Here is a 26,164-nt window from a genome sequence, read left to right on the forward strand (position 1 = left end):
CCGCGAGCGAACGACAGCGCGCGTTCAGATCGACGTGATAAGGCGCGCAGCGAACCCCGAGAGTTGGAACGACGCGGCGCATGGGCAGGACTTCGTTATGGCGGGCGGTGACCTGCGGCATGCTGGCGTTGGTCGGGCCGCCTGTGTGGGCTCAGGAGGTGGAGCCTGGGCAGTTGGTGGCTGGACAGGTCCGCTCCGAGGAAGTGCAGGGCGGCGTGGCCAACCCGGTTTTGGCGCAAGCTCCGCCGCCGCCTGTGCAGGGCGTGCAATTGCCGGTGGACGCGACGATGCAGGACGCTGCGGTGTATGCGCAGCGGTTCGGCGTGCCGCTCGATACCGCGATGCACCGGTTGCGCGCGCAGGCCGAAAGCGTGCCCGCGACCGATGCGCTGCGCACCGAGTTCGCGGCGCGCTGGGCGGGCGTCGCGATCGAGCATCGGCCGGACTATCGTATCGTCGTGCTGCTGACCGGGACCGATCCCGTCCCGGATCGCACGATCGCCGCGGGTGGCATCGTCGTGCCGATCGTGTTCCATACCGGTGCCGGCGCGACGCGCGAGGCGATGCTCGCCGCGCTGTCGAGATACCAGGCGAAGATCCGCGAGTCGCTGCAGCACCCGCCGGGCATGGGGGTCGATCAGCGGACCGGCGCGCTGGTCGTGGCGATCTCGTCGGGCGATGCCGACCTGAACCGCGACGGGACGTTGCAGAGTCGCATCGCGGCGATGACCGGCGTGCCCGTCCGGATCGACGTGCTCGACCAGCCGGCCGTCGACATGGCGGAAGAGATCACCGGCGCGGTGGCGAGCGAACCGGTCAGGGGCGGCGGGCGCGTCATCGGCACGGTCGACGGCAAGCGCTATGCGTGCACGACCGGATTCGCGGTGACCGACGGCGCGCGCGACGGCGTGGTGACCGCGGCGCATTGCCCGGACACGCTCGCCTATGTCGATGCGGATGTCGACACGGGGCGGCGCGAATGGCCGCTCGATTTCGTCGGGCAATGGGGGTGGGGCTATCAGGACGTCCAGGTGAACGTCGCGACCGGCCGGCTCGGGCGGTTATTCTACGCCGATACCGCCAAGAGGCTGGCGCGGCCGGTGGTCACCTGGCGCTATCGGACAAGCACTCGCGCCGGCGACTTCGTGTGCCACCGCGGCGAGCGGACCGGCTATAGCTGCGCGCTGATCGCGATGGTCGATTTCGCACCCGCCGGCGACCTGTGCGGCGGCGCGTGCCTGCCGACCTGGGTCGCGGTGGCGGGGCCGACGTGCAAGGGAGGAGATAGCGGGGCGCCGGTGTTCGAGGGGACGACGGCGCTGGGGATCGTCAAGGGCGGGACGTATGCGAAGGACGGGACGTGCCTGTTCTATTATTACATGTCCACGGACTATCTGCCGCCGGGGTGGACGCTGGTGCATCAGCCCGCAGCGGCGCCGACCACGGTCGCCGACACCGCGCGCTGATCGGCGGGGAGCAGCGCCAGCGCGGTCTTGTAGCAATCCTCGATGTGCGCATTGCCGATCAGCTTCATCGCGCCGAAGCTGATCGTCGCGGCGACCGCCGAGCCCGCAAAGGGGATGAACCTGGCGACCGAGCCGGCGGCGACGCGCGTGCCGATCCGCCGCAACAGCGACGCAACGATGCGCTTGGTCACCATCCGGCCGATCATCGTGTTGCCGAGACTCGACGCCATCACCAGCGCCTGCTGCGCGAGATGCGGCTCAAGCTTTTGCACCTGGTCGTGATCGAGCCCGAAGCGCTTGCTGATCTGCGGCAGGAGCTTGGTCAGCAGGCCGATGTCGGCGACCAGATCGGCGCCGGGAATCGGCACCACCGCGGCCCCCGCCGAGAGCATCGAGCGCGTGGTCACGAGGCGCTTGCAGTCGTCGCGGACGCGGTCGAGTTCGGCGATGGTGGCGATCATGATGGTGTTTCCCCAGAAGACAGTGCGCCGACAACGCGCCGCGCGCGGACTGGTGCCACGGGGGCGCCACGGGGGGTGCCACGCGCGCGTATCCGGGCTGGCGATGCGCGTAAAACGCGGTAGGGACGGCACAAAGCAACGATGGAGACGGATATGGCTGGGCAGACGATCGGCGTGGTCGGCGTGATCGGCGCGGGACAGATGGGCGCGGGCATCGCGCAGGTGTCGGCACAGGCGGGCTACCGCGTGCTGCTCGCCGACGTGTCGCTGGAGGCGGCGGAGAAGGGCAAGGCGGGAATCGTCAAGGCGCTCGCGCGGCTGGTCGAGAAGGAAAAGATCGGGTCGCGCGAGCGTGACGATGCGCTGGCGTTGATCGAACCGATTGCGAGCGTGGCGGACATGGCCGACTGCGCGATCGTCGTCGAGGCGGCGACCGAGCGTGAGGCGGTGAAGCGCGCGATCTTCGCCGAGGTCGGCAAGGTGCTCGGGCCGGACGCGATCCTGGCGTCGAACACGTCGTCGATCCCGATCACGCGGCTGGCGCAGGCGGCACCGGATGCTGCGCGGTTCATGGGCGTGCATTTCTTCAACCCCGTGCCGGTGATGCGGCCGATCGAACTGATCCGCGGCCTTGCGACGTCGGACGCGACGGTGGCGGCGGTCGAGGCGTTCGCGGAAAAGCTCGGCAAGCAAGTGGTGCACGCCAACGACGCGCCGGGCTTCATCGTCAACCGCGTGCTGATGCCGATGATCAACGAGGCGTGCTTCGCGCTCGGCGAGGGCGTGGCGAGCGTGCGCGACATCGACCTGGCGTGCCAGCTCGGGCTGAACCATCCGATGGGGCCGCTGACGCTGGCGGACTTTATCGGGCTCGACACGTGCCTGGAGATTACGCGGGTATTGTTCGAAGGGACGGGCGATCCGAAGTTCCGGCCGGCGCCGGTGCTGGTGAAATATGTCGAGGCCGGGTGGTTCGGGCGGAAGACCGGTCGCGGGTTCTACGATTATTCGGGCGCGGAGCCTGTACCGACGCGGTGAGCGGGCGTTGATCGCGCCGATACGCTGTCGTTTGCGGCAGGTACGAGCGCCGACCGAGGCACATGCTCGAAAGACGTCGCGGGGCCGGGATTTTCCGGTCCCGCGACAGTGGCTTTGCCGGTCAGGCGGCGAAGTTGGTGAAGGTCATCGCGATGACGCCCTTGTCGCCGCCCTCATCCTCGTTCCAGACGGTGACGGTCCGCGAGATCACGCCGTCGCGGGGGACGAGGACCGTGAAGTCGAGATCGCCATCGAGATCCGACGTACTCTCGCTGGTCCCCTCATAGAGTAGAGCGGTACCCTGAACGAGCACGTCGCCGCTGAGCTTGACCTGGCCGATCAGCGTGAGCTCGACGCGCATCTCGCCGCCGGCCCCCTTCTGCATGGTCAGGACATCTTGCGGCAGGTCGTTGGTCAGCACCGCCTCGTTCTGCTTGTCGGCGCTGCCATGCTCGTCCGATCCCCACGTCTCGTCGTCGGTCAGGTCCATGTGCGCCGCGCAGACGAGGCGACGGCGAACCGCAGGGCTGTCGTTGCCGCCGCCGGGTATGCCCTGCGGATGCGTACCAGGGCCGCCCACGTGTGGCTGAGGGACATAGCTGGTCCACGACGTCGCAGCGCCGTGCGCGGCGGACCAGGCGATCTGGCCGTGCTGGAAGTTGCTGACGCGCGACTGACCGGCGCCGGCGACTTCGTCCGAAACCGGATAGCCGAGGAAGGATTTCTCCGCGCCCAGTTGCAGATAGCGGGCGAGGATCGCGCCGTGGACTTCATGCGCGCCGGTCGCCGGGGTCCAATAGACTACGCCGCCCTGGAAGTTGCTGAACCGGCCGTTGGCTCCGCCGACGGTCTCGTCGCTGGTCGGGAATCCGAGAAAGCTGTTTTCCCAGCCAAGCGCCGCCCATTTGCCGCGGATCAGGCCGTGGACCTCATGTGCGCCAGTTGCCGTGGACCAATAGATCGAGCCGCCGGCATAATGCCGATACCAGCCTTTCCCGTTGGGCGTCTTGGCGTGCGCGATCGTTGCCGCGCCGAGGAAACCGCCGACGCCGCCGAGTGCAGTATATTTTGCATTGATTGCGAGGACTCCCGGCAAGATCAACGGAAACCTTATAGCGATCGATGTGATGTCGCTTAGTTCGGTTATCTTTACATGAGGGCGTGCGAGCGTGGTTATACCGTTAGCCATCGACTATCTCCTAATGTCCGAGTCCTTTTTGTAGTTCGAGTACTATACTTCATTTCGATAATCAGGACTCCATTAAATATGAAAACTATTTAACGGAGACGTTAGGAAAAATGTGGGTGGCCGGTTGTTAAAAGAAAAGTCTGGATAAGGCTTGGCAGGCGCCGTGATATTTTACGTTTTTGTTCGATCCTGAGCCGTCATGATTGTAATGCCAGGGTCTGCCGCAGGATTGGGCTGGACCGAGCGGATGGCTTCGAAGCCACTGGACCGAGCGGATGGCTTCGAAGCCAAAAGACAGGGGCGACGTGCCGATCGATGCGGCATGTGACGCGAACGACATGGGTTCGTAGCGCGGCCGTAGCGCGGCCACGTTCTAGCGGCGCAGCGTGAGCCTCGCGATCGTGTCGAACAGGCCCATGAATTCGGCGACGTATATCAGCAGGGGGAGGAGAAAGGCGATACCGGCAAGCCACGTCGCGCTGGAGGGGCGTTCGACCTTTCTGAAATGGCGCGACACTGCCAAGGCGCCGATGGCAAAGAGCGCGCTGACGAAACTGAGGATGTTTCGGCTGATCGGGAGGCCGTGGTAAAGCCTGAGCGCCAGCAGGATGCTGAGCAGGGCGGAGGTCCATAGCAGGAGCCTCATCAGGCCCGACCGCTTCAGCCAGGTATTCAGGCGTCTTTCGAGCTTTCTGACGGTTGCCGGAGGCATCATACTGTAAGGCTGAACTGATGCATGTTAATTTGCAACGGTCGGCGCGAGGTTTTGGCGCCGACATCGTGGCAAATTTTCGATCGAAAAGGTCGAAGGCCTCGCGATTTCAGCGCTTTGACAAAAACGCTGCGGACGCTGCGCGCAATATTTTTTGTGCACTGCAATGCATGCGACCGGGGATCGATCGTCGGCGAACGCCGATCGCACCTCCGTGTGAACCATATCGGTTAAATTACTTGACATCGTCACGCTTGCTTGGTACATAACAGGAACGCTGAAGAATTGCGGATCGGGCGGTTGGTCCGAACGACGAGAGCCGGGACGATCGGGGTGAGAGCCTTGGGCGTCGCCGGCTTTTTCGTGTTCGGGCGGTTGGGCTCGGGTCGGCGATGGCGATGGCGATGGCGATGGCGATGGCGATGGCGATGGGTCGGGGGAGGGCGCGCGGAATGGCAAAGCGGGTGGGGGTGGAAGTCAAGGAAACCTATACGGTGGTGACGGGCGGGAGCCACCGGGTCGTGCAGGTCCGCACCGTTCGGGCCAACGGGTGGACGCCGGCAAAGCGAAAGACGTTTCTCACCGCGCTGTCGATGACGTGCAACGTGACCTCGTCATCGGCCGCGGTGGGCATGAACCGACACAGCGCCAGCGAGCTCAAGCGGCGGGATCCGCTGTTCGCGGCGCAGTGGGCGGAGGCGCTGACGAGCGGGTACGAGCGGCTCGAGGAGGGGCTGCTGGCCGCCGCGATCGCCGGGCTGCACGGGGCGACGGCGTTGCGCGAGGGGCGCGCGGCGATACATGACGACGCGGGTATAGACACCCAGGAGGATATCGAACTCGATGCCGACGCCGATGTAGGCGATGGGTCCGGGTCCGGGTTTGGGTTTGGGTCCGGGATCGATGCGAGCGTCGGGTCGGCGACGCGGCTGGTTCCGCTTGCCAGCATGCAGGCGGTGCAGGTGGCGCTGGCCTTGCTGGCGCGTCGCGCGGCTGGCGGCCTGGGCGGCGGTGGTCAGCGTGGGCGCGGGCGCAAGCCGTATCGGCGCGCGACCCAGGCGGAAACCGATGCCTCGATCGCGAAGAAACTCGATTCGCTGGCACGACGACTGCGCGCATCGGCGCAGGGCGGTGCGGCGTGACCGACGATCGATGCCGCGATCCGGTCGGCCTGGACCAGGCGAGCGAGGCACCGCCGCTTTCGCCGGTCGCCGCTTCTTCGGACACATCGGACGCGGCCCCCTGCGCGACATCATGCGGGGAGCCGCGTGGGGAGCCGGATGGCGTGCGCGACGTGATCGCCGAACTGGCGGTGCTGCCGGCGGCGCAACGGGCGATGCTGATCGGGTCGCTGAGCGCCGCCGAGCGGTATGAACTGCACGATCGCTGGGAACGCTGGGCGCATCCCGGGCAGCATCTGGCCGACCGGGGGGCGAAGGACAAAGCCGACGACTGGCGGATCTGGGTGATCCTGGCGGGGCGCGGGTTCGGCAAGACGCGCGCCGGGGCGGAGTGGGTGAGCCAGGTCGCGCGGGACAATCCGGATGCGCGGATCGCGCTGGTCGGCGCGACCAGCGAGGATGTCCGGCGGGTGATGATCGAGGGAGAGAGCGGGCTGCTCGCGGTGGCGCGCGACGACGAGGCTCCGGTGTGGCGCGCGGGACTGGGGGAGCTGCGGTTCGGCAGCGGCGCGCTGGCGTCGGCCTATTCCGCGGAGGCGCCGGAGGGGTTGCGCGGGCCTGAGCATAATGTCGCGTGGTGCGACGAGGTGGCGAAGTGGCGCAACGGTGATGCGACCTGGGACAATCTGATGATGGGGCTGCGGCTGGGGACGCTGCCGCGGATCGTGGTGACGACGACGCCACGGCCGGTGGCGTTGCTGCGGCGGATCCTGGCGTTGCCGGGGGTGGTGCGGTCGCAGGGGCGGACGCGCGACAATCCGCATCTGCCGGCGAGCTTCGTGGAAAATGTCACGGCCACCTATGCGGGGACGCGGCTGGGGCGGCAGGAGCTGGATGGCGAGTTGATCGAGGATGTCGCGGGGGCGTTGTGGACGCGGGCGCTGGTGGAGTCGCGGCGGGTTGCGTTTGCGCCGGTGGTGACGCGGGTTGTCGTTGGGGTGGATCCTCCCGCTGGCAGCGTGTCGGGGGGGCCGGGGGATGCCTGCGGTATCGTGGCGGTAGCGCTCGGGGGCGATGGGTTTGCGTATGTGTTGGAGGATGCGAGCGTTTCGGGGGCCAGCCCCGAGGAGTGGGCGCGGGCGGTGGCCGAGTGCGCGGCGCGGCATGGCGCGGATCGGGTGATCGCGGAGGCGAACCAGGGGGGGAAGATGGTCGGGAGCGTGCTTGCCGGCGCCGACCGCGCGATGCCGGTGAAACTGGTGCATGCGTCGCTGGGGAAGGTGGCGCGCGCCGAGCCGGTGGCGGCGTTGTACGAGGCTGGGCGGGCCTGGCATGTCGGCGCGTTTCCGGACCTGGAGGACGAGCTTTGCGGGCTGATCGCGGGTGGCGGGTATGAGGGGCCGGGGCGGTCGCCGGATCGCGCGGATGCGCTGGTGTGGGCGATGACGGAGGTGATGCTCGGGCCGGTGCGGCGGGTTTCGGTGCGGGTTTTATAGGGCTGTGTCCCTCTCCCTATCGGGGAGAGGGAAGGAGGAGCCGCAGGCGACGGGAGGGTGAGGGGTGGTTGGGATTTGTGTCCTTAGCCTCACGCCCCTCACCCTCCCACGCGCGAGGGCGCGCGGGCCCCTCCCTCTCCCCGGCGGGGAGAGGGACAGTTTTCAGGAGAACATCATGAAATTGTTCGGGTGGAAATCCGGGCGCGAGGAATCGCGGCCGGTGTTGTCGCGGGCGCTCAGCACGCCCGCTTTCGGGGATGTGCCGCAGTCGTACGAGGCGCAGGTGCGCGATGGGTATCTGCGCAATCCGATCGTGCAGCGGGCGGTGAAGCTGGTGGTCGAGGGGGTGGGCTCGGCGCCGTTGCTCGCGTCGGACCCTGCGTTGATCGCGCTGGTGACGGCGCGGTCCGGGGGGCAGTCGCTGATCGAGACGGTCGTCGCGCAGATGCTGTTGCACGGGAACGCCTATGTGCAGGTGCTGCGCGACGTCGACGGCGGCGCGGCGGAGTTGTTTGCTTTGCGGCCCGAGCGGGTGGCGGTGGAGGCCGATGCCAGCGGGTGGCCGGCGGCGTATCGGTATCGGGTCGGGGAGCGGGTTACGCGGTTGCAGGCGGACCCGGTGCGGCCGGAGGTGATCCATCTGAAGAGCTTCAATCCGGTCGACGACCATTATGGATTGGGGTGTCTTGGCGCGGCGTCGGGGGCGGTGGCGATCCACAATGCCGCGGCACGGTGGAACAAGGCGCTGTTGGACAATGCGGCGCGGCCTTCGGGGGCTCTCGTGTTCGATCCTGGGGACGGTACGGCGCTGTCGGGGGAGCAGTTCGCGCGGTTGAAGGGGGAGCTGGAGGAGTCGTTCTCCGGCGCCGGGAATGCGGGGCGGCCGATGCTGCTGGAGGGTGGCCTCAGGTGGCAGGCGTTGAGCTTGTCGCCGGCGGACATGGATTTCGTGGGGACGAAGGCGGCGGCGGCGCGCGAGATCGCGCTGGCGTTCGGGGTGCCGCCGATGCTGCTCGGGCTGCCGGGGGATAATTCTTACGCCAATTACCGCGAGGCGAACCGCGCGCTGTGGCGGGTCGGGGTGCTGCCGATCGCGTCCGCGGTGCTGACGGGGATCGCGCAGGGGTTGTCGGGGTGGTTCGCGGGGGCGGCGATCTCGGTCGATCTCGACCGGGTGCCGGCGCTGGTCGAGGATCGGGAGCGGCTTTGGGGGATGGTGAGCGGGGCTTCGTTTCTCAGTGATGCGGAGAAGCGGGCGATGCTGCAGATTGAGGAGGTGGGGTGATGGACGGGGCGGTTTTGGCGCAGTTGATGCGGCAGGGGAGCGAGCGGGGCGTGGACCTGGTGACGTTGCGCGCGATCGCGGAGGAGGCGGGGGAGCTGGGCGCGACGCGGGCGCTGGCGCGGGTGGCGTTGAGCGACGAGCGGGCTCGGGAGGATGTGTCCGAATTGCGCGAGCTGCTGGCGGCGTGGCGGGATGCGAAGCGGTCGGCGTGGAAGGCGGTCGCGGGGTGGATCGCGCGGCTGGCGATGGCGCTGATGCTGGCCGGGCTGGCGGTGAAGCTGGGGTTTGCCGCGTGGTTGAAGTGAGTGTCGCGTTTGCCGGGTATGCGGCGGTGTTCGATGTGGTGGATCGTGCGGGGGACGTGGTGCGGCGGGGGGCCTTTGCCGACGCTCGCGTGGTGCCGTTGTTGTGGCAGCATCGGGGGGGGGCGGTTGGTTTGCTCGCGTCGGTTCGAGAGGATGCGCGGGGGCTGCGGGTCGAGGGGGTGGTTGCGGATTCGGAGCTGGCTCGGCTGGTGCGGGCTGGGGCGGTGGCTGGGTTGTCGGTTGGGTACCGGGCTTTGCGTGTGCGGCAGGGGGGGCGGCGGGAGTTGCTGGAGGTCGAGCTGGTGGAGGTCAGTCTGGTGGCTGTGCCGATGCAGGCTTTGGCGCGGGTCGAGGTGGTTCCTTAGCGGCGTGCCCTCACCCTCCCACGCTTCGCGCAGGTCCCTTCCTCTCCCCTGAAGGGAGAGGGTTTTAGAAGGTTTCATGAGGCGTCCTGCGGGGCGCCTCTTTTCGTTTCACGCGAGGAGATGGACATGAGTGTTGTTGACCGGCCGGTTTTGGAGGGGGCGGCGCCTCTTGAGGTGAATGCGGCGTTTGCGGGATTCGTGCGGACCGGCGCGACGCTGGAGATGAAGGCGTTTACCGGGGTTACGGGGGACTCTGGCGGGTTTGCGGTGCCGCGGGAGATCGATGCGCAGATCGATACGTTGCTGAAGGGCATTTCGCCGATCCGGTCGATCGCCAATGTGGTGAAGGTTGGCTCGGCTGGGTATCGCAAGCTGGTTACGACCGGGGGTACGCCGTCCGGGTGGGCGGCGGAGAATGCTGCTCGGCCGGAAACGGCGTCGCCGGTGTTCGTCGAGATCGCGCCGCCGACCGGGGAGTTGTACGCCAATCCTTCGGCGAGCCAGGCGATGCTCGACGATGCCGCGTTCGATGTGGAGGAGTGGCTGGCGGGCGAGATCGCGATGGAGTTCGCGAAGGCCGAGGGCGCGGCGTTCGTGTCCGGGTCGGGCGTGTCGCGGCCGAAGGGGTTCCTGACGTCGGCGACGGCGGCGACCGCCGATGGGGTGCGGGCTTTCGGGACGTTGCAGTATCTGGCTAGCGGGACCGCGGGGGACTTTTCGGCGAGTCCGCAGGAGCGGTTGATCGATCTCGTCCAGTCTTTGCGGGGGCCTTATCGGCAGGGCGCGAGCTTCGTCATGAACGCGGCGACGCTGGCGCGCATCCGTAAGTTCAAGACGACCGATGGCGCGTTCGTCTGGGCGCCGAGCCTGGCGGCGGGGGTGCCGGCGACGTTGCTCGGGTATCCGGTGGTGGAGGCCGAGGACATGCCGGATATCGCGGCGAATGCGCTGGCGATCGCGTTCGGGAATTTCCGCGCGGGGTATATTATCGCCGAGCGGACGGAGACGGGGATCCTGCGTGATCCGTATTCGAACAAGCCGTTCGTGAACTTCTACGCGACCAAGCGGGTCGGTGGGTGCGTGACGAATTCCGAGGCGATCAAGCTGATGAAGTTCTCGGTGGCTTGAGTTTCGGTGGGAGGGTGAAGGGTTTGGGGCGGGGGTTCCGTGCCTCACTCCCCTCACCCTCCCACGCGCGAAGGGCGCGCGGGCCCCTCCCTCTCCCCGGAGGGGCGAGGGAAGTTTTGGAGACATCGTTATGACGGGGTCGGCGATTTCGGCCGGGGTGATCGCTGAGGTGGTCGTCGCGGCGAGGGCTTTGTTGCGGGTGGAGACGGGGGAGGATCAGGTGCTCTCGCGGTTGGCGTCGACGGCTTTGCTGCTGGGGGAGGCGTTTCTGGGGGCGGCGGTGATCGGGCGGCCGTTCGAGGATGTGGTGACCAGCGCGGCGGGGTGGCAGCGGCTGGTGGTGGCGCCGGTTAGCGTGATTGCCGGGGTGACCGGGCTGCCCGCCGACGGCGCGCCGTTCGTGTTGGCGGTCGGGGCGTATGCGGTCGATATCGATGCGGATGGGGTTGGTTGGGTTCGTATCCTGGCCGCCGGCTCTGCGGGGCGGGTTGCTGTCGCGTATTCCGCGGGGCTGGCCTCGAGCTTCGAGGCGGTGCCCGCGCCGATCGCGCAGGGGGTGGCGATGTTGGTCGCGCACCTCTTTGACCACCGGGAAAGCGATGTGGCGCCGCCGGCGGCGGTGGCGGCGTTGTGGCGGCCTTATCGGCGGATGCGGCTTGGTTTGGCGGTGCACTCATGAGTGCTCGGGTGATCTTGCAGGCGGCGGTGGTAGCGCGGTTGAACGCCGTGCTGGAGGTGAGCGTGTTCGACGCGCCGCCAGTGCGTGGGGGGCTGCCGTATGCGGTGGTCGACGAGCCGGTGTTGTCGGACTGGAGCACGAAGACCTGGGTCGGGCGGGAGGGGCGCGTTCTGTTGACGCTGTTCGATGGCGGGGAGCGGCCGGTTCGGGTTCGGGCTTTGCTGGCGGCTGCCGAGGAGGGGTTGGAGGCGCTCGATCCCGCGCTTGGCGAGGGGTGGCGGGTGGTGCGGTTGGCGCTGGTGCGGTCTCGCGTGCTGCGGGTTGGGGATCGGTGGCGGGGGACGTCGGAGTTTCTAGTGCGGATGTACCGGGAGAGTTGAAATTTTGCGCCGCGAAGACGCGGTGCAGGCTGGGTCCCCGCCTTCGCGGGGAAACAAGGAAGGAGCTGACATGGCGGTGGAGAAGGGGAGTGCGTTCCTGCTGAAGGTGGGGAACGGGGCGGCGCCGGTGGTCTATGCCACGGTCGCTGGGCTGCGGACTACGCAGATGTCGGTGAATGGGGAGGCTATCGTCGTTACCACCAAGGATTCTGGGGGGTGGCGGCAGTTGCTGTCGGGGGCTGGGGTTCGGAGTGTTTCGGTGTCCGGCGCTGGGGTTTTTACCGGGTCGGTGGCGGAGTTGCGGGTGAAGGCTAGCGCGCTGACTGGCGTGCTCGATGATTATCGGCTGGCGTTCGAGGGCGGGGATACGATGACGGGCAAGTTCCTGGTGTCTCGGCTGGATTACGCCGGGGATTTCAATGGGGAGCGGTCCTACACGCTCAGCCTGGAGAGTTCCGGGGCTGTTGTTGTTGGGTGATTTGGGGTCCCTCTCCCCTGCGGGGAGAGGGAAGGAGGAGCTCTTGCGACGGGAGGGTGAGGGGCTTTGGGGCGGGTGTTCCGTGCCTCACTCCCCTCTCCCTCCCACGCGCAAGGGCGCGCGGGCCCCTCCCTCTCCCCGGAGGGGCGAGGGACTTTCAGGAGACATCTTTATGACGGATCTGGCGAATGCGGTTCGGGGGGAGGCTTCTCTTCGCGTCGCGGGGGAGATGCTCGTGCTTCGGCCGAGCTTTGCGGCGCTGGTCGCGGCGGAGGGGGAGTTGGGGCCTTTGTTCGCGCTCGTCGAGCGTGCGGCGGAGGGAACGCTCGGGATCGGCGAGATGGTGGGGCTGTTCTGGCATTGCCTGCGCGAGTGTCCCGAGGGGGTTACGCGCGAGCGGTTGGGGGAGGCGGTGGTCGAGGCGGGGCTTGCCGCGGTGACGCCGGTTTTGCGGGGACTGTTGCGGCAGATTCTGGCGGGGACGTGACGTTCTCGGAGAATGCCGGGCGGCTCGCGGGGTTTGCGGGGGCGGTGCTGAGGTGGGCGCCGGACACGTTCTGGCGGGCTACGCCGGCGGAATTGGCGGGGGTGGTCGAGGCTTTGGTGGGGGACGTGCAAACGCCGCCGGATGCTTCGACGATCGCGCGGTTGAGGGGGGCTTTTCCTGATGGATGACGATCTGGAACCGGCGCTGCTGAGCGTGCGGGTGGGGACGGCCGGGTTTGCGCGCGATGTCGCGTCGATGCGGCAGGAACTGGAAAGCGTGCTGGGGAGCGGGGCCGAGAGGGCCTCGCTCCGCGTCGAGGCGGGGCTGTTGCGCGCGGTTCGCTCGGGAAAACTGGGGTTCGAGGAGTTGAAGGGGGTCGCTCTGTCGGCGCTGGATGCGATTGCTTCGGCGGCGTTGAAGGTTGGGGTGCAGTCGGTGCTGGGTGGCGGCGGGGGTGGGCTGAGTGGGGCGCTTGCCAGCCTGGTTGGCGGGTTGCCGGGGCGGGCGACCGGCGGGCCGGTGTCGCCGGGGCGGGCGTATGTCGTGGGGGAGCGGGGGGCGGAGGTGTTCGTGCCTACCTCGAGCGGGCAGGTCGTTGCGGCTGGTGGCGGCGGCGGCGTGCGCGAGGTGCGGGTGGCGATCACGGTGAATGCTGCCGGGGGGAATGCGCCGGGGGTGTTGGCGCAGTCGAGCCGGCAGCTGGCGCGGGCGGTCAAGGCGGCTTTGGCGAGCGAATAGTCCCTCTCCCCGTTGGGGAGAGGGAAGGAGGAGCCATCGGCGACGGGAGGGTGAGGGGTGGTTGGGATTGGCGTTCCTAGCCTCACGCCCCTCTCCCTCCCACGCGCAAGGGCGCGCGGGCCCCTCCCTCTCCCCGTAGGGGCGAGGGAAAGTTGGAGGATGTTATGGCGCATTGGCTTTGCTCGGCTCGGACGGTGCAGGTCGAGGGGATACTGTCGCGGTTCGATCCGCGGTTCTGGACGGTGGATTTTCCGCGGCCGATGATGGCGTCCGTCGTGACGACCGGCCCCGCGTCGCTGCGGGTGGATGCGGTGTTCTACAAGGCGGATGACCTGGCCGGGGTGATCTGGGCGGCGGAGGATCGATTCGATCATCCGTTGCTGAAATACGAGACGTCGCGGGATTTTCGGGACTGTCGGTTGGCGTTTCGGTGGCGGTCGGGCGGCGTGATGGCGCTGGATGCCATCAACGGCCCGACGCTGACGATCGAAGGGCGCGATGCCGCGGGCGTGGCGCGCGCCTGGTATGTGCGGTTGTGGAATTATGCGACCGGGACGCCGGAGGATGCGCTCGTTTCGCTCGATTTCGCGGCGATGGTGGGCGGGTTCGAACTGCCCGAGGATGCGGATCCGGTGTGGGCGGGGGATATCGACCGGATGTTCGTGTCGCTGGTGCCGCCGGACTATACGAAGGTCGACGTGCCGCTGGCCGCGCCGCGCGAGGGGTGGGTCGAATGGACCGATCTTGTCTGCGAGGGGCCGGGGGCGGTGCTCGCGATCGGCGATGCGGTGGTGCCCGAGCACGGGTTCCGGATCGCTGGCGGGTACGACGACAGCTACAACCTGACGCCGGCGCGGCTGCTGCGCAATGCGCTGCATCTCGGGTATCGCGGGAGCATCACGCATTATGTCGGGATGAGCCATTATTTCCGGCTCGAGCGGGTTGGCGACGGGTTCTACGTTTCGGCGGCGGGGGGCGTGCTGAACGCGGCGTGCGCGACGTGGCACCGGGACTTTGCCGTACGCGCGGGGGCGCTTGGGTTCGATATCATCTGGTCGCTGAGCTACGAGCTGTTCGATGCGCATTGCTGGAACGACTGGAAGCAGCGGGCGGCGGATGGCGCGCCCGCGCTGACCGGGTGGGAGCCGCCTTCGACGCTGCTGTCGCCGGCGCATGGCGGGGCGATGGGGTATCTGCAGACGGTCGCGCGGGCCTTAATGGCGATCGCGGTGGCGGCGGGGCTGGCGGCGAAGTTCCAGGTCGGCGAGCCGTGGTGGTGGATCATGCCCGACGGGCGGCCCTGCATTTATGATGCGAGCGCGGTGGCGGCGTTCGCGCCGGTGGCGATCGGCAGTATCCAGGGGGTCAAGAACGCCGCGCGGATCGCGACTTTGGATGCGGCGGGGGTGTGTCTCGCGGCGTCGACCGCTGCGCTGGTGGCGGCGGCGAAGGCCGAGGCGCCGGGGTGCGTCACGCATCTGCTGACGTATCTGCCGACCGTGCTGGACGCTGCCGCGCCTGAAGCCAAGCGCGCGAACATGCCGGTGGGGTGGGCCAGCCCGGCGTTCGATGTGTTGCAGCTGGAGGATTACGACTGGGTGACGGCGGGGGACAGCGCGTCGTCTGCGGACGGCGTGGCGGTGGCGTTCGCGCGGCTCGGCTATCCGGTCGAACGGCAGCATTACCTGTCGGGGTTCGTGTTGCGGCCGGACCAGGCGGCGGAATGGGGGCTGATCGAGGCGGCGGCCGCGGTCGCGCGGCGGCGCGGGGTGGCGGAGACGTTCCTGTGGGCGCTGCCGCAGGTGATGCGGGACGGGTTCGTGCATTTCGATACTGCTGGGGAGGACGAGCCTGTGGATGCGTTCGATGACGTGCTGTTCCCGCTGGAGCTGGGGCGCGAGGCGGAGGTGGCGCCGGGGTTTTCGACCGCGATCCTGACGAGCGCGGGCGGTCGCGAGGCGCGCAATGCCGCGTGGGCGGAGGCGCGGACGTCGTACGATGTCGGGCCGGGGTTGCGGAGCGAGGCGGATATCGGCGTGCTGCTCGCGTTCTTTCGGGCGCGGATGGGGGCGGCGCGCGCGTTTCGGTTGCGCGATCCGTTCGACTTCGCGGCTGGGGGGCAGGCGATCGGGACCGGGGACGGTGTCGCGCGGCGGTTCGCGCTGGTGAAATGGTACGAGCGCGCCGCCCGGCGGATCACGCGGCCGGTGGCGGGCAGCGTTTCGGTGAGCGTCGACGGGGTCGGGACGAACGCGTTCGCGGTCGAGGCTGGCGGGTGGGTGGTGCTGGATGTGGCGCCTGCCCTCGGCGCGGCGGTGACCGCCGGGTTCGTGTTCGATGTGCCGGTGCGGTTTGCCGAGGATCGATTGAGCGTGGCACGGGCGACGTTCCTGGCGGGGGTCGCGGCGAGCGTGCCCCTAGTCGAGGTGCGCGAGGCTTGATCTTTCCCTCTCCCCGCCGGGGAGAGGGAGGGAGGAGCCGCTTGCGACGGGAGGGTGAGGGGTGGTTGGGGCGGATGTCCCGAGCCTCACGCCCCTCTCCCTCCCACGCGCAAGGGCGCGCGGGCCCCTCCCTCTCCCCGGCGGGGAGAGGGAATTCCTTTGGAAGGAGACTCTTATGTTTCTGGATGCCGAGCTGGCGACGATTGCGGTGTGCTGGCGGATCGAGCGGCGGGATGGGGTGGCGATCGGGTTGACCGCGCATGACCGCGATCTGGTGGTCGACGGGCTGGTGCACCGCGCCGCGCCGGGGATGACTCCGTCGGCGATCGAGCGCTCCGCGGGGCTGGAGGCGGACACGATGGATGTCGCGGGCGCGCTGACGAGTGCGGCGATCGACGAGCGCGATCTGCTGGCCGGGCGCTGGGATGGCGCGCGCGTCGCGCTGTTCGCGGTCGACTGGACCGATCCGGTCGCGCGCGTCGATCTGGGGAGCGGGGTGATCGGCGCGGTCGAGCTGGGCGACACCGGCTTTACCGCGGAATTGCGGGGGAGCAGCGCGGGGCTGGATCGGCCGGTGGTCGAGGAGACGTCGCCCGAATGTCGCGCGGAGCTGGGCGATCGGCGCTGTCGGGTGGCGATGGCGGGGCGGCGAAGGTTCGCGCGGGTGGTGGCGTGCGTCGGGCCGGTGGTGACGCTCGATCTTGCGACGGCCGCGCTCGGTGGCGGGCTGGTGCGCTGGTTCGGGGGCGCGAACGGCGGGCTGGAGAGTGCGATCGCGGTGGCTGACGGCGCGGAGGTGACGCTCCGGGCGGTACCGACCTTCGTGGTCGAGGCGGGCGCGTTGGTTGAGGTGGTCGAGGGGTGCGACAAGAGTCTGGCCACCTGTGCCGGGCGGTTCGGCAACGCGGCCAACTTTCGCGGCGAACCGCATCTGCCGGGGATCGACCTGCTCACGCGGTATCCGGGCGCGTGAGCGTCGTCGCGGCGGCTGCCCTGCGCGCGGTGGGGACGCGGTTCCGGTTGCACGGGCGCGGCGCGGACGGGCTCGATTGCGTCGGGCTGGTGGCGTTGGCGTTGCGGGCGGGGGGCCACCGCGGCGTGGTGCCGACCGGTTATGCGCTGCGTGGCGGCGACGTGGCGATGCTCGACCGGATGCTGGTGCGGGTGGCGGTGGCGGAGCCCGGCGACGTGCTGCTGATGGCGGTCGGGCCGGGGCAGTTTCATCTCGGGATCAGGACCGCGGGCGGCTTCGTGCATGCGGATGCGGGGTTGCGGCGCGTGGTGGACCGACCGGGGATGCCGCCCTGGCCCCTGATCGGTGTCTGGCGGATGGAGACGTGACATGGCGACCTTGATCCTGACGGCGGTGGGCACCGCGGTGGGCGGACCGATCGGCGGCGCGATCGGCGCGCTGATCGGGCAATCGGTCGATCACGCGCTGTTCTCGCCGAAACGGCGCCAGGGCCCGCGGCTGGTCGAGCTGGCGGTGCAGACCTCGTCGTACGGGAACCAGATCCCCAAGCTGTTCGGCACCCTGCGCGTGGCGGGGACGGTGATCTGGGCGACCGACCTGATCGAGAGCCGGTCGACGTCGCGGGGCGGCAAGGGGCAGCCGAGCACCTCGACCTATTCCTATGCGGCGTCGTTCGCGGTGCTGCTGTCGGCGCGCGCGGTGCTGGGGGTGGGGCGGATCTGGGCGGAGGGGAAATTGCTGCGCGGGGCGGGCGGCGATTTCAAGACCGCGACGGGGTTCCGGCTGCATCTCGGCGGCGAGGACCAGGCGGTCGATCCGCTGATCGCGTCGGCGGAAGGCGGCGCGACGCCGGCCTATCGCGGCGCGGCGTATGCGGTGTTCGAGATGTTGCAGTTGGCGGATTTCGGGAATCGGATCCCGTCGCTGACGTTCGAGGTGATCGCGGATCAGGGCGCGGTGCTGGTGTCGACGATCGCTCGGGCGCTGGCGGGCGAGGTATCCGGCAGTGCTGCGTTGTCGGTCGGTGGGTTCGCTGCGTCCGGTGGCAGCGTCCGTGCGGTGCTGGACCTGCTCGGACAGGCGAGCGGGGCGTGGTTCTCACCGGTCGGCGACGGGCTGGCGATGCGCGATGCGGCGGCGACTGTCGTGCAGGTCGCGGACGAGGGTTTCGCGGTCGGCGACAAGTTTGCGGTCGGCGACGGGGGCGTGCGGCGGACGCGCGCGGTCGCCGCGATCGAGACGGTCCCGCGGACCGTGACGCTCGGCTATTACGACGCGGCGCGCGACTATCAGACCGGCGTGCAGCGCGCGCGGCGGCCGGGCGCGGGCGTACGCGACGAGCGGGTCGAGGTGCCGGCGGTGCTGGACGCGGGCGCGGCGAAGACGGTGGCGGAGGCGATGCTGGCGCGCGCCGAGGCGGGGCGCGTGCGGCGAACCGTGACGGCCGGGTTCGCGGCGATGGCGATCGCGCCGGGCGCTTGCGTCACGATCGCGGGCGAGACCGGCGTCTGGCGGGTGACCGACACCGCGATCGAGGGGATGGTGACGACTCTTGGTCTGGTGCCGCTGACCACCGCTTCGATCCCGGCGAGCGCGACCAGCGGCCGAGTCCTCGGCGCGGTCGATGCGGTGGTCGGCGCGACGATCCTCCAGGCGTTCGAGATACCGGGGCTCGACGATGCGCCGTTGTCGATGCCGCGGATGACGGTGGTCGCGGCGGGCGCGGGGGCGGGGTGGCGGCAGGCGGCTTTGCTCTACAGCGTCGACGACGGCGTGAGCTGGACGGCGGCGGGCGCGAGCGCGGCACCGGGTGTGATCGGTGTGGTCGAGGCGGTGGTGGCGGGCGGGCCGGCGACGATGGACGACCGGCGTGGTGCGTTCGACGTGCGGCTCGCGCATCCCGCCATGATGCTGGCCGATGCCGATGCGGACGCGCTGGACCGGGGGAGCAATCTCGCGCTGATCGGCGACGAACTGGTGCAGTTCGGGCGGGCCGAGCCGCTCGGCGGGGGACGATGGCGGCTGCGGACGCTGTTGCGGGGGCGGCGGGGCACCGAGGCGGCGAGCCGCCAAGTCGCGGGCGATCGGTTCGTGCTGTTGGAGGCGGATGCCGCGCGGACGATCGACCTGCCGTTGTCGGTGCTGGGCCGCGAGGTGCGGGTGATGGCGTCGGGGGTCGGCGATGTGAGCCCGGTCGAGATGCGCTGCGTGATCCGCGGCGCCTCGGTCGTGCCGCCTTCGCCGGTCCACGTCACTTTCACGCGTGACGGCGACGGCGGCGCGACGGTGCGATGGGTTCGCCGCAGCCGCGCCGGGTGGCGCTGGATCGACGGGGTGGATGCGCCGCTTGCCGAGGAAAGCGAAGCGTACCGGGTTTCGATCGGCGCGGGTGGCGTGGAACGAACCGTCGAGACGGCGGCGGCGTTCGTCAGGCTGACTGCTGCAGACCTGGCCGCTGCAGACCTGGCCGCTGCAGACCTAGCCACCGGCGCGATCGCCGTGACGATTTCGCAGCGCGGCATCTTCGGCGAATCGCAGGCAGCGCACCTGACGATACCGGTTTGAAGTCGAACGACCGAGAATTTGAAAGACCGAGAATTGGAACGATGGGGGAGTGGACCATGAGCGACACGACATCGCGGCTTTCGCTGCCGCTGCTGCAACCGGGGCAGGCGCAGAAGGAAACGACGCACAACGAGGCGCTGGCGATCCTCGATATCGCGGTGCAGGCGACCGTCATTGGCGTCGGCGCGACGGTACCGCCGGCCGACCCGGAACAAGGGGCGGCATGGATCCTCGGTGCGGCGCCGACCGGCGACTGGGCCGGCCACGCTTTCGCGCTTGCGGCCTGGACGGCCAGCGGCTGGCGATTCGTCGTGCCGCGCGAGGGAATGATGGTGTGGCATGGCGGCGACCGACACATCGTGCGGTTCAGTGCGGGAACCTGGGTAAGCGGCGTCATGTCGGGCACCAACGTGACGATCGGCGGGCAGATCGTGGTCGGTGCACGGCGTCCGGCGATCGCGAATCCGCCTGCGCTGCTCGCCGGCGCCACGCCCGCAGATAGCGACGCGAGAAGCGCGATCGTGGCCATCCTGGACGCTTTGCGCGGCCACGGGCTGATATCTTCCTGAAACACGGCGAAAACTGTGTCGTTCCTGCCACAGTGGGAACTTTTGTTCGCTTGCGTGGAAACAAGCCCGAGGATAGGGAGTTTGCGATGTCCGTGTGACACTCATGAAAGGGGATTTAGTATGCGGAAGCTTGCCGTCGTTCTGGCACTCGCCTCCACCGCACTCGCCACTCCCGCCCTCGCCCGCGACAAGTCGTGGTACGTTGGCGCCGAAGGCGGTGCGATGATCGTTGAAGATATCAACTATGACATCGGTAACCTGAAGAGCGCCGGCTCGGTCGATCATAACTACGGTTATGACGTCGATGGCGTGATGGGTTACGACTTTGGTGGTTTCCGTGTGGAAACCGAAGTCGGTTATCGTCGTGCAACAGTTGACGGCTACACGTCGTCCACGACCACGCCGACGTTCACGTCGGCCGGCGTTCGCGGCAATGCCCCCGCTGGCAGCTACGACTCGGCTGGTGGTTCGTCGTCGGCGCTCAGCTTCATGCTGAACGGCCTGCTGGACTTCGGTCCGGACGATGGCATCCAGGGCTTCGTCGGCGGCGGCGTCGGTGTCGCTCGCGTCAAGGCCAAGTACGGCCTCAGCAACGGTGGCGACTTCCTGAACGACTCGGACACCGTGTTCGCGTATCAGGGTCTTGCCGGTATCCGTGCACCGCTCAGCAACCACGTCGACGCAACGTTGAAGTATCGCTTCTTCAATGCCGAGAACGTCAAGCTGGTCGACGTGTCGAACCGCGTGTTCGACGGTCGTTACCGCTCGCACAGCATCCTCGGTGGCCTGACGTACAACTTCGGTTCGCCTGCCGAGCCGGTTGCTCCTCCTCCGCCGCCGCCGCCGGAGCCAGTTGCTCCGCCGCCGCCGCCGCCGCCAGCAGAAGTCGTCTGCTCGCCTGGTCCGTTCATCGTGTTCTTCGAATGGGACAAGTCGGACATCACGCCAGAGGCAGCATCGATCCTCGACAACGCCGTCACGCAGTACCAGTCGTGCGGCAATGCCCAGGTCATGATCGCAGGCTTCACCGACAAGTCGGGTGCAGCATCGTACAACGTCGGTCTCTCGCAGCGTCGTGCAGACGCCGCCAAGGCGTACCTGTCGTCGCATGCCATCCCAGAGGGTGTCATCTCGACGGAAGCGTTCGGCGAGACCCGTCCGCGCGTCGAGACCGCCGATGGCGTTCGCGAAGTGCAGAACCGTCGCGTGGAAGTCACCTACGGTCCGGGTTCGGGCCAGTAAGACTTTCGCCAGTCGACCCTCGGGTCGGCTACGGAACGAAGATCGGGGAGGTCGGCGCAAGCCGGCCTCCCTTTTCTTTTGTGCGCGGGCGGTGTGCAGCAGCTCGGGGCTTGGACCGGGGGCTTGATCGAGACGGCTTTGATCGAGACGAGCTTGGGCCCGATTGGCGTGGCCTTGCCTGTCGCCGTTGTAGCGTCCAGCATGGCGCTTCGCCCTGGGGAACATGACATTGGTCATCGCGCATATCCTGACGATCGGTGCCGCCATTCTCCAAGGGGCGACCGCTCCTCGCGAACCCGGCGTGCCCCAGCAAAACGAGTCGTCATCTGCCGGGTCGGTAGCATCGCCGCCCACCCCGAGCAGCCCAACGCCGAGCGGCCCCACTGCGGGCGGGCCGTCCGACGCTCAGCGTATCGCGCAGGCGGCAAGGCTCGGATCGCTGCTCTATACGTTCGATCGCGCGGCGTGGGTCAGCTCGGATGCTTTGACCGCCGCGATCTCGAAAACCGAACTTCACGGTGCAGGCGGGTATGTCGTCGAGCAGCCCGATCCGCGGACGTTGCACGTGACCTATTACCGCGGGGCGGGCGCGGCGGCGCAGGCGTTCTTCGTGGCGGACGTGCGCGGCGGGAAGGTCGTGTCGCAGGAGGTCCTCGTGCGACCGGCCGCGCTGACACCCGCGCAGGCCCTGCTGGTGCGCGCCCGCGAGGTGGCGACACAGACGGTCGTCGCGCGCGGGTACAAGCCCTGCACGCCGTTGCCGTTCAACAGCGTCGTGCTCCCGCCGCAAAACGACGGGGTGATCGCGGTCTACCTGCTGTCGGCGCAGAAGGAGGCGGCGACATTTCCCATGGGCGGCCATTACCGCGTGCTCGTCGATCGCGATGGCAGAGTGGTGGCATCACGCCCCTACACGCTCGGCTGCCTCGCCATGACCGCGCCGAAGCTGCCGCCGGGCGCGACGCCGATCGGGTTCGTGGTCAATCATCTGCTCGATCCCGTCCCGACCGAGATCCATGTGTTCGCCTCGTACAGCCTGCACATGCCGGTGTTCGTCGCGACGCCGGACAAGCGCGTGTGGCGGGTCAAGGGCAGCGAGATCACGCCGTCGAAGGCGAAGTGACCGCGCGCCGTCGGTCGGTCTTCAGTCCGAGGCGGTGTCCGCCAGCGCCGTGACCAGCCAATCCGGGACGATCGCGTCGCCGAGCGCGTCGATGCGGCGGTGCTCGACCATCAGGCCGAGTTCCGGATACGCGGCGCGGGTGCGCGGTCCGGTTTCGGTGAGCGGTGCGACGACGAGGCGACGGTTGACCTTGGCGCGGTGATGCATCCGCGCGGTGTTCTCCTGCCCGACGTAACACCCCTTGGTGAAGCTGACGCCGTTCAGTTCGCGGGCGTTGCATTCGAGCCACAAGGTTTCGCCTGCGCCGAGCTCGCCGACGCCCTCGGCGACGCCCAGCGACAGGCGATGTGCGTGCCAGTCGCGCGCGGGTTCGGACGCCGGGGCGAGCCAGCGCCGGCCGAGTGCGGCGAGACGCGGGTCGGGGATGCCTGGGCCATCCCCGGGCCAATCCGCCGACCAATGCACCTTGCGGTCATCGGGCTGGATCGTGATCGCGCGACGCAGTCGGTACATCGACAGGCGTTTCGCGAGCGCCTCAGCCTGCGTCGCCTCGGCATCGATCAGCACCGCATCGCCGTCGGCCCAGAGGATGAAGTCGAACAGCGCCTTGCCCTGCGGCGAGAGCAGCGCGGCCCAGGCGGGGGCGTCGGGCGTGAGCGCCGCGGTATCGGCGGTGACGAGTCCCTGCAGGAAGCCGCGCACGTCGTCGCCGGCGACGCGGATCACGCTGCGATCGGCGAGCATCGTTGCGGAAAATTGCTGGTCCATAGCCACCACCTAGTGCGCGGACGGCGATTTCCAAGCTGGATCGCACTACAGGGATATGGCGCCGACGCGGTCGCGCGGATAGGAGGGGCGCATGACCGAGCGCCTCACGATCCGCCGCCCCGACGACTGGCACGTCCACCTGCGCGACGGCGCGATGCTCGAGGCGGTCGCGCACCACACCGCGCGGCAGTTCGCGCGGGCGATCATCATGCCGAACCTGACCCCGCCGGTGACGACGATCGACGCGGCCAAGGCGTATCGCGAGCGGATCATGGCGGCGCTCGGCGGAGACATCGGTTTCACCCCGCTGATGACGTGTTACCTGACCGACGGTACCGACCCGGCGGAGATCGAGCGCGGCTATGCCGAGGGCGTGTTCGCGGCGTGCAAGCTGTACCCTGCGCATGCGACGACCAACTCGGCGCACGGCGTCACCGATATCCGCGCGCTGACCGGGGTGCTGGAGACGTTGCAGCGAATCGGCATGCCGCTGTTGATCCACGGCGAGGTGACCGACAAGTCGATCGACATCTTCGACCGCGAGGCGGTGTTCGTCGAGCGCGTGCTGACGCCGCTGACGCGCGACTATCCCGGTTTGAAGATCGTGCTCGAGCACATCACCACCGCCGAGGCCGCGGCGTTCGTCACCGAAGCCTCGCACCCGATCGCCGCGACGATCACGCCGCAGCATCTGCTGATCAACCGCAACGCGCTGTTCGACGGCGGGCTCAGGCCGCATGCCTATTGCCTGCCGGTGCTCAAGCGCGAGACGCACCGCCTCGCGGTCCGCAAGGCGGCGGTGTCGGGATCGCCGCGGTTCTTCCTCGGCACCGACAGCGCGCCGCATGTCGTCGGCGCGAAGGAATCGGGGTGCGGGTGCGCGGGGATCTTCAACGCGCCGTTCGCGCTCGAGGCGTATCTGCGCGTGTTCGAGGAAGAGGGCGCGATCGACAAGTTAGAAGCGTTCGCATCCGAGCATGGCGCGCGGTTCTACGGGCTGCCGCTGAACGACGGCACGGTGACGCTGGTGCGCGATGCGGTCGAGGTGCCGGCGTCGATCGGCGAGGGCGCGACGGCGGTGGTGCCGTTCCTGGCGGGGACGACGGTCGGGTGGCGATTCGAGGGGTGATTTGCAGCCCTTAGCAGCATGCGCGTCCCGCTAATCCCGCCCCGTCTACTGCTTGGGTTAGAGCAGTGAAGCTTTCAATCGGTCCAGCCATAACCGCGCTTCCTTCTGCTCGCCGACCGCGCTGGCGCTGACCGGTCCGCGCGCCGCGAAGAAGTCGTGGTGGAGCGCGAACGGCTCCAGCAGCAGGCGGTCGCGCATCGCGTCGATGTCCGCGCCCATCTCGGTGAGCGCATCGATCGTTGGGGCGATCGCGGCGCGGACGCGGCGGTCGGGGCTGCGGTCGAACAGACCGAGCGATCCCGACGCGGCCTTCTCCAGTGCGGCGATCAGGGTGTCGCGGTACTCGGTTTCGAGATCCTCGCGCTGGGCGTCGAGGCGGGCGAGGCGGTCGGGTTTTGCCATTCGCCTGGGGTAGCGCGTGGGGAGGGGGCGTCAACTCGTCGCCTGGATTTGCCGGGCTTCGGGATGAGGGTGGAGGGCATGAGCGGCTTGGGCGGGTCGTGTGAGGCGCTCGGCCGGGGCAAAGCCCATGCCGTCGGACGGGCTTTGCCCGCCGGCCGGGCTTGGCGGAGTTAGCCGGACGTGGCCGGCTGCCCGCCAGCGCCTAGAACGGCAGCCACCGGCTCTTGTGCGTGATATTCATGTAGCCGACGTTGACGCCCGCGCGCCAGCCGACGCCGAGGCGGATCGGGATCAGGACGACGTTGCCGCGCCGCAGATAGGTCGCGGCGAACCCGCCGACGAGGTACAGGCGACCTTCGACCGCGGGGAAGCGCTTGTAGAGCTCCTCGGTGTCATAGAGGTTGTAGACCAGCACGAAGACCTTGTTCGCGTCGCCGCCGACGTCGAAGCCGACCGACGGCCCGGTCCAGTAGACCGGCTGCTGGCCCTCGACCTTGTGGCTCATGATCCCCGAGCCGTAGCGCACGCCGAGCACGAACGCGCCCGACGCCTCGCGCCCGGCGATGTACGCATTGGGCTGGCCCTGATCCTTGAGGATCTTCTCGAGGATGCCGCCGAGCCCCGCCGCACCCTTGCCGAACACACCTTCGCCCGCCGCCAGCAGGTCGTCACGCTGGTAGGTGTCGGCAGCCTGCATCGTCGCCTCGGCCCGCGTTTCCGGTGCCGCCGTGGCTGATGGCGCGGCCGAGGACGGCGACGAGGGCGGGGGCGGGGCAGGAGCGGGCGTCGGATCGGACAGGACCTGGGTGTCGGTCTCGGCGGGCTGCGAGGGCTGGGTCGTGGCTTGCGGGCGCGACGGCGCCGCATAGGAGCGTGGCGCGAGATCGCCGTCGATCGCCTGATTGGGATCGATCGTACGCACCTGTGCGGACACGCTGCCCCCGCAAACGGCCGCCGCTAGGGCACCTAGGCCAAGCCAGACGTTACGCATGTCGTTCGATCCCCAAAATACCAAAGCCCCCCGTGAAAGCCGCCGTAACAGGCAGGTTAACCACCGGGGCGCATGCCGCAAGCCGAGTTAACCAACGTCGGCCTTGCCGCGCAATGAACGAACCGGGCGGGCGTGTCGAATTTGGGCGAATTCGGGGTGAATGGCGGGATTCGAGGCCCAGGGTGCCGCAAAGGCAGGGACCGAATTCTCGCGCCGGACGAATGAGAGGCGTTGCCCCCCAAGCCGACCCTCGCTATAGCCCCGCATCTGCTGCAGCCGGAGACGTGGGTGAGTGGCTGAAACCAGCGGTTTGCTAAACCGCCGTACCGGGTTTACTGGTACCGAGGGTTCGAATCCCTCCGTCTCCGCCAATTCAGTGGCCTGCATAAGCTCAAAACTCTAGGAATTGACTCGCTCTTCCTAGTGTTTGGTCTTGTGCCGTTCGGTCCTGGCGCGGTCAGTACCGGATTGCTGCAGCGAAAGGCTCCCAGGCTGACGAGCTGTCCGGACGTCAGCCCGGCGTTTCTACACGAGCACCGGGCACACGACATCGGGACGCAGCGACACGGCTCTCATGACGGTCGGAACGTCCCACGCGTCGACCACACGCGAACACCACGCTTCACCATACCG

28 protein-coding genes and 1 tRNA gene are annotated in these 26,164 nt (G+C 68.5%); 23 read left to right on the forward strand and 6 right to left on the reverse strand.

The genetic code is table 11. From position 1 onward, the window contains the following. Nucleotides 1-80: 80 nt before the first annotated feature. Nucleotides 81-1,466, forward strand: coding sequence for a hypothetical protein (locus tag ACLBWL_RS12595; RefSeq protein ID WP_447793548.1), 1,386 nt, complete (start codon nt 81-83; stop codon nt 1,464-1,466). Here ACLBWL_RS12595 and ACLBWL_RS12600 read toward each other — a convergent pair. Further along, a complete protein-coding gene (locus ACLBWL_RS12600; RefSeq protein ID WP_447793550.1) occupies nt 1,421-1,927 on the reverse strand; it encodes a hypothetical protein in 507 nt (168 codons plus the stop codon). The genes ACLBWL_RS12595 and ACLBWL_RS12600 overlap by 46 nt on opposite strands. Before the next feature lie 168 nt (nt 1,928-2,095). On the opposite strand from ACLBWL_RS12600, the gene ACLBWL_RS12605 reads away from it, so the two are divergent. Next, a complete protein-coding gene (locus tag ACLBWL_RS12605; RefSeq protein ID WP_447794384.1) occupies nt 2,096-2,965 on the forward strand; it encodes a 3-hydroxybutyryl-CoA dehydrogenase in 870 nt (289 codons plus the stop codon). A 121-nt stretch (nt 2,966-3,086) separates the two neighbouring features. On the opposite strand, the gene ACLBWL_RS12610 is transcribed toward ACLBWL_RS12605, so the two are convergent. Further along, the gene (locus tag ACLBWL_RS12610; protein ID WP_447793552.1) at nt 3,087-4,067 is read right to left on the reverse strand and encodes an LGFP repeat-containing protein; all 981 of its coding nucleotides are present in this window, start codon (nt 4,065-4,067) and stop codon (nt 3,087-3,089) included. 460 nt (nt 4,068-4,527) lie between these two features. Further along, complete coding sequence (locus tag ACLBWL_RS12615) at nt 4,528-4,869, reverse strand: hypothetical protein (RefSeq protein ID WP_447793554.1); 342 nt, start codon at nt 4,867-4,869, stop codon at nt 4,528-4,530. A gap of 389 nt (nt 4,870-5,258) precedes the next feature. Between ACLBWL_RS12615 and ACLBWL_RS12620 the strand changes: the two genes are divergently transcribed. From ACLBWL_RS12620 to ACLBWL_RS12710, 19 genes are all read left to right on the forward strand, one after another. Beyond that, nucleotides 5,259-6,008, forward strand: coding sequence for a hypothetical protein (locus tag ACLBWL_RS12620; RefSeq protein ID WP_447793556.1), 750 nt, complete (start codon nt 5,259-5,261; stop codon nt 6,006-6,008). Nucleotides 6,009-6,202: 194 nt separating this feature from the next. Further along, the gene (locus tag ACLBWL_RS12625; RefSeq protein ID WP_447794386.1) at nt 6,203-7,483 is read left to right on the forward strand and encodes a DNA-packaging protein; all 1,281 of its coding nucleotides are present in this window, start codon (nt 6,203-6,205) and stop codon (nt 7,481-7,483) included. 175 nt (nt 7,484-7,658) lie between these two features. After that, a complete protein-coding gene (locus tag ACLBWL_RS12630; RefSeq protein WP_447793558.1) occupies nt 7,659-8,768 on the forward strand; it encodes a phage portal protein in 1,110 nt (369 codons plus the stop codon). Continuing rightward, nucleotides 8,768-9,073 carry a DUF6127 family protein gene (locus ACLBWL_RS12635; RefSeq protein WP_447793560.1) on the forward strand — a complete coding sequence of 102 codons (306 nt, stop codon included), beginning with the start codon at nt 8,768-8,770 and terminating at the stop codon, nt 9,071-9,073. Before ACLBWL_RS12630 ends, ACLBWL_RS12635 begins: the two co-directional genes overlap by 1 nt. Next, on the forward strand, nt 9,061-9,438 hold the full coding sequence (locus ACLBWL_RS12640; protein ID WP_447793562.1) for an HK97 family phage prohead protease: 378 nt from the start codon (nt 9,061-9,063) through the stop codon (nt 9,436-9,438). Before ACLBWL_RS12635 ends, ACLBWL_RS12640 begins: the two co-directional genes overlap by 13 nt. Before the next feature lie 126 nt (nt 9,439-9,564). Further along, nucleotides 9,565-10,566 carry a phage major capsid protein gene (locus ACLBWL_RS12645; RefSeq protein ID WP_447793564.1) on the forward strand — a complete coding sequence of 334 codons (1,002 nt, stop codon included), beginning with the start codon at nt 9,565-9,567 and terminating at the stop codon, nt 10,564-10,566. Between the two features lie 130 nt (nt 10,567-10,696). After that, a complete protein-coding gene (locus ACLBWL_RS12650) occupies nt 10,697-11,245 on the forward strand; it encodes a head-tail connector protein (RefSeq protein ID WP_447793565.1) in 549 nt (182 codons plus the stop codon). Further along, nucleotides 11,242-11,625 carry a DUF3168 domain-containing protein gene (locus ACLBWL_RS12655; RefSeq protein WP_447793567.1) on the forward strand — a complete coding sequence of 128 codons (384 nt, stop codon included), beginning with the start codon at nt 11,242-11,244 and terminating at the stop codon, nt 11,623-11,625. Before ACLBWL_RS12650 ends, ACLBWL_RS12655 begins: the two co-directional genes overlap by 4 nt. 70 nt (nt 11,626-11,695) lie before the next feature. Beyond that, the gene (locus ACLBWL_RS12660; RefSeq protein WP_131587279.1) at nt 11,696-12,103 is read left to right on the forward strand and encodes a phage major tail protein, TP901-1 family; all 408 of its coding nucleotides are present in this window, start codon (nt 11,696-11,698) and stop codon (nt 12,101-12,103) included. 172 nt (nt 12,104-12,275) lie between these two features. Then, nucleotides 12,276-12,590 (forward strand): gene transfer agent family protein, encoded by a 315-nt coding sequence (locus ACLBWL_RS12665; RefSeq protein ID WP_447793569.1) that lies wholly within the window; start codon nt 12,276-12,278, stop codon nt 12,588-12,590. A 44-nt stretch (nt 12,591-12,634) separates the two neighbouring features. After that, on the forward strand, nt 12,635-12,778 hold the full coding sequence (locus ACLBWL_RS12670; RefSeq protein ID WP_447794388.1) for a phage tail assembly chaperone: 144 nt from the start codon (nt 12,635-12,637) through the stop codon (nt 12,776-12,778). Next, nucleotides 12,771-13,328: a tail tape measure protein gene (locus ACLBWL_RS12675; protein ID WP_447793571.1), complete on the forward strand. Its 558-nt coding sequence runs from the start codon at nt 12,771-12,773 to the stop codon at nt 13,326-13,328. Before ACLBWL_RS12670 ends, ACLBWL_RS12675 begins: the two co-directional genes overlap by 8 nt. A gap of 164 nt (nt 13,329-13,492) precedes the next feature. Continuing rightward, nucleotides 13,493-15,769 (forward strand): DUF2460 domain-containing protein, encoded by a 2,277-nt coding sequence (locus tag ACLBWL_RS12680; protein ID WP_447793573.1) that lies wholly within the window; start codon nt 13,493-13,495, stop codon nt 15,767-15,769. Between the two features lie 175 nt (nt 15,770-15,944). Further along, complete coding sequence (locus ACLBWL_RS12685) at nt 15,945-16,742, forward strand: DUF2163 domain-containing protein (RefSeq protein WP_447793575.1); 798 nt, start codon at nt 15,945-15,947, stop codon at nt 16,740-16,742. Continuing rightward, nucleotides 16,739-17,110 (forward strand): peptidoglycan endopeptidase, encoded by a 372-nt coding sequence (locus ACLBWL_RS12690; protein WP_447793577.1) that lies wholly within the window; start codon nt 16,739-16,741, stop codon nt 17,108-17,110. The genes ACLBWL_RS12685 and ACLBWL_RS12690 overlap by 4 nt, the downstream gene beginning before the upstream one ends. Before the next feature lies 1 nt (nt 17,111). Then, nucleotides 17,112-19,307: a phage tail protein gene (locus tag ACLBWL_RS12695; protein ID WP_447793578.1), complete on the forward strand. Its 2,196-nt coding sequence runs from the start codon at nt 17,112-17,114 to the stop codon at nt 19,305-19,307. 56 nt (nt 19,308-19,363) lie between these two features. Continuing rightward, a complete protein-coding gene (locus ACLBWL_RS12700; protein WP_447793580.1) occupies nt 19,364-19,876 on the forward strand; it encodes a DUF2793 domain-containing protein in 513 nt (170 codons plus the stop codon). Between the two features lie 120 nt (nt 19,877-19,996). Beyond that, nucleotides 19,997-21,118: an OmpA family protein gene (locus ACLBWL_RS12705; protein WP_447793582.1), complete on the forward strand. Its 1,122-nt coding sequence runs from the start codon at nt 19,997-19,999 to the stop codon at nt 21,116-21,118. Nucleotides 21,119-21,341: 223 nt separating this feature from the next. After that, nucleotides 21,342-22,241 (forward strand): hypothetical protein, encoded by a 900-nt coding sequence (locus ACLBWL_RS12710; RefSeq protein WP_447793584.1) that lies wholly within the window; start codon nt 21,342-21,344, stop codon nt 22,239-22,241. Between the two features lie 21 nt (nt 22,242-22,262). On the opposite strand, the gene ygfZ is transcribed toward ACLBWL_RS12710, so the two are convergent. Next, a complete protein-coding gene (ygfZ, locus tag ACLBWL_RS12715) occupies nt 22,263-23,009 on the reverse strand; it encodes a CAF17-like 4Fe-4S cluster assembly/insertion protein YgfZ (protein WP_447793586.1) in 747 nt (248 codons plus the stop codon). Between the two features lie 91 nt (nt 23,010-23,100). Between ygfZ and pyrC the strand changes: the two genes are divergently transcribed. Then, entirely contained in the window at nt 23,101-24,138 is a 1,038-nt protein-coding gene (gene pyrC / locus ACLBWL_RS12720) for a dihydroorotase (RefSeq protein WP_447793588.1), read from the forward strand. 57 nt (nt 24,139-24,195) lie between these two features. On the opposite strand, the gene ACLBWL_RS12725 is transcribed toward pyrC, so the two are convergent. Continuing rightward, nucleotides 24,196-24,540: a hypothetical protein gene (locus ACLBWL_RS12725; protein ID WP_447793590.1), complete on the reverse strand. Its 345-nt coding sequence runs from the start codon at nt 24,538-24,540 to the stop codon at nt 24,196-24,198. A 202-nt stretch (nt 24,541-24,742) separates the two neighbouring features. After that, nucleotides 24,743-25,531, reverse strand: coding sequence for a DUF1134 domain-containing protein (locus tag ACLBWL_RS12730; RefSeq protein WP_447793592.1), 789 nt, complete (start codon nt 25,529-25,531; stop codon nt 24,743-24,745). A gap of 278 nt (nt 25,532-25,809) precedes the next feature. Here ACLBWL_RS12730 and ACLBWL_RS12735 point away from each other — a divergent pair. Continuing rightward, a tRNA-Ser gene (locus ACLBWL_RS12735) sits at nt 25,810-25,902 on the forward strand. The last annotated feature ends 262 nt before the right edge of the window (nt 25,903-26,164 follow it).

It is taken from the genome of Sphingomonas sp. M1A8_2b (assembly GCF_053345535.1).